Genomic DNA, 2,550 nt, shown 5'->3' with positions numbered 1-2,550 from the left:
TTTTCTTTACGGCCGTCTACGTGTAAAGTTACTATGTCCACTGTTTCCAGAAGTTCCTTGAGAGAGTTACACCTGGTGACATTCCCCAGGGGAAGTTTTTCTTCGATGTCATAATAATAAACATCAAACCCAATAGATTCAGCTACAACCGAAAGTTGTGCGCCTATATTTCCGTAGCCAATGATACCTAACCTCTTTCCGCGGGTTTCAAAACTATTATTGGCCGATTTTTCCCATCTCCCATCATGCATCAATTTCATTTTATCGGGTAGATTACGCATAAGCAGAATGATCTCTCCTATTGCCAGTTCCACCACCGAACGGGTATTGCTAAAAGGCGCATTAAATACAGGGATTCCCTTTTTAAGACATTCCTCAAGATCTATCTGGTTAGTACCTATGCAAAAGGCTCCCACCCCAATGAGGCGGTTAGCATTATCAAGGACTTTTTTAGTAAGATGAGTTTTTGAGCGAATCCCGATCACAGATACATCTTTGATCTTTTCCGTGAGTTCCTCCTCATCCATAGCGCCCGGATGCACACTTACATTATAACCTTCCTTTTTCATTATATCTACTGCATCCTGATGCACATTTTCCAGCAAAAGGACGTTAATTCTGTTCTTTGGGTAAGAAATAGCTTTGTTCATATTATGTACAAATAAAAATTCATCTAGGCTCGGGGTAATATGGTCTGCTTTTTCCAGCACTTTTTCTCTTTCAACATTTTCAGTAAAGGCATAAAATTTATTAGCCAGGCCGGAGGCCTTGATCTCATAATCGGTATAGCCATCGCCAATAACATACACATCCCCTTTCAGGTTAAGGTATTTTAGCTGTTCTACTTTGCCGTTATTTGAAGATAAAACATTCTCGCGGTCAAAACCAACGATCTTTCCGTTTTCATCAAATTCAAAAGTATTCGCAAATACATTCTCTGGCCTTACTCCGTATTCTTCTACTATAGGAACGATAAACTCTTTAAAACCATTGGAAATAATGTAAATATTCTCATGATATTCCTCAAAAAACACACGGTTCCGCACAAAGGAAGGTGACACACGTTCCTTCAGATTTTCAATTAAAGGTGGCAGATGAACTTTATTAGCTTTCAAAAGGCGAAGACGTTCTTCCAGGGACCTTCTGAAATCTATTTCTCCCTTCATTCCAAGATCGGTTAGGTTTTCAACCTCTTTAAGGTTCTTCTCCTTATCCTCATCTCCGGCCAGGGATATTTCTCCTAAAACGTCAAGAGCTTCAACCTGGGTAAAAGTACTATCAAAATCAATTACAATATGCCGTTCCATTCAAGATCATTTAAGGCTAAAAATAAAAGTTTAAAACTACAGTTTTTCCGACTTCTGAAAGCTTTGAAAATTCAAAATTTTACAGGAATCTATGGCCTGATAGCCGGATTTATAGAATCTTTAATCGCCTGCCCGCAATAAGCTTAGATATTAAAGAATTAGCAAATAATCCCCAATGGAAATAACTTATTCCCATTTTCGATTTCAAAAAAATTCAGCAGAAACTATAGAAACCAAAAAAGCCTGCCTTCAGTAAATGAAAACAGGCTTTTTTTATTTTTAAGAATATAAATTTACTCTACGATAAACTTACCTTTCATTAAAGAATAGTGACCCGGGAAAGAACAAATAAAGTCGTAAGTTCCAGCTTCAGGAGCTTCAAACTCGATAGTATCGCTTTCTCCCCCACCAAGCATTTTGGTATGAACGATTACTTGATCGGTTCCTTCCGGAATGTAATCGTTATCTTTTGCGTCCATCGCTTCCATACCGAATTCAGAGATCTCTGTTCCCTGAGTTAAAAGCACCCAATTGTGCCCCATTTGGTTTTTGTCCATTTGGCCAACATGTTTTAAAGTAAGACGTACAGTTTGTCCGGCTTTAACTTTGATTTCATCCATGTTGAAACGCATTTGGTCATCTCCTTCAATAGTGATCTCCACTACATCTGCATCAGAGGCATCTGTAGAAGCAGCTTCACGGGTTTGAGTAGTTTCCTCGGTTGAGGTATTGCCAATAGTAGTTTCCTCATCGGCTTCCTTTTCTTTCTTCTCGCCACAGGCAATCATAGCCATAGCTCCAAAGATCAAAACAAATTTGCTTAAATTTTTCATTAGTAAATGATTTAAATGTTGATATTTTATTTGGTTTGGTCTCACCCTAAGGGTAAAACCGGAACCAAAGATAAAAGTATTTTCTTTTGCGAGGGCCGTTTAAGGGAACTTTCAGGCGAAATGTTAAAAAGCACCCTGAAGGAATTTAAAATCTTCGTATCTTCATGGCGTTTAAACAAAAAATAATCTTTAATGAAGAAAGTTTTAAAAAACGCCGGAATGCTCGCATTGGTAACGGTTTTAAGTTCCAATGCCCTGGCACAAGATAAGGATATGGATAATATTTTATTAGCCGAATGGGAAGGGCCCTATGCAGGGGTTCCCGCTTTTGACAAAATGGAAGTTGATCTCGTTAAACCCGCTTTGGAAAAAGCCATGGAAATGCACCTGGCCGAAATTGATGAAATAGC

General features: G+C 38.5%; 2 protein-coding genes and 1 pseudogene. 1 reads left to right on the top strand and 2 read right to left on the bottom strand.

The features are described 5' to 3' along the window. Both ACESK1_RS13010 and azu read right to left on the bottom strand, forming a co-directional pair. The coding region (locus ACESK1_RS13010) for an HAD-IB family phosphatase (protein ID WP_372920603.1) at window positions 1-1,307 on the bottom strand (1,307 nt) is incomplete at its 3' end. Window positions 1,308-1,600: 293 nt separating this feature from the next. Further along, window positions 1,601-2,140: an azurin gene (azu, locus tag ACESK1_RS13005; RefSeq protein ID WP_372920602.1), complete on the bottom strand. Its 540-nt coding sequence runs from the start codon at window positions 2,138-2,140 to the stop codon at window positions 1,601-1,603. A gap of 192 nt (window positions 2,141-2,332) precedes the next feature. On the opposite strand from azu, the pseudogene ACESK1_RS13000 reads away from it, so the two are divergent. After that, a pseudogene (locus tag ACESK1_RS13000) lies at window positions 2,333-2,550 on the top strand (M3 family peptidase); the annotation flags it as partial.

The sequence above is a fragment of the Salegentibacter sp. genome (genome assembly GCF_041642575.1).
Lineage (GTDB): Bacteria > Bacteroidota > Bacteroidia > Flavobacteriales > Flavobacteriaceae > Salegentibacter.
This window is presented reverse-complemented; position numbering and strand designations above follow the sequence as displayed.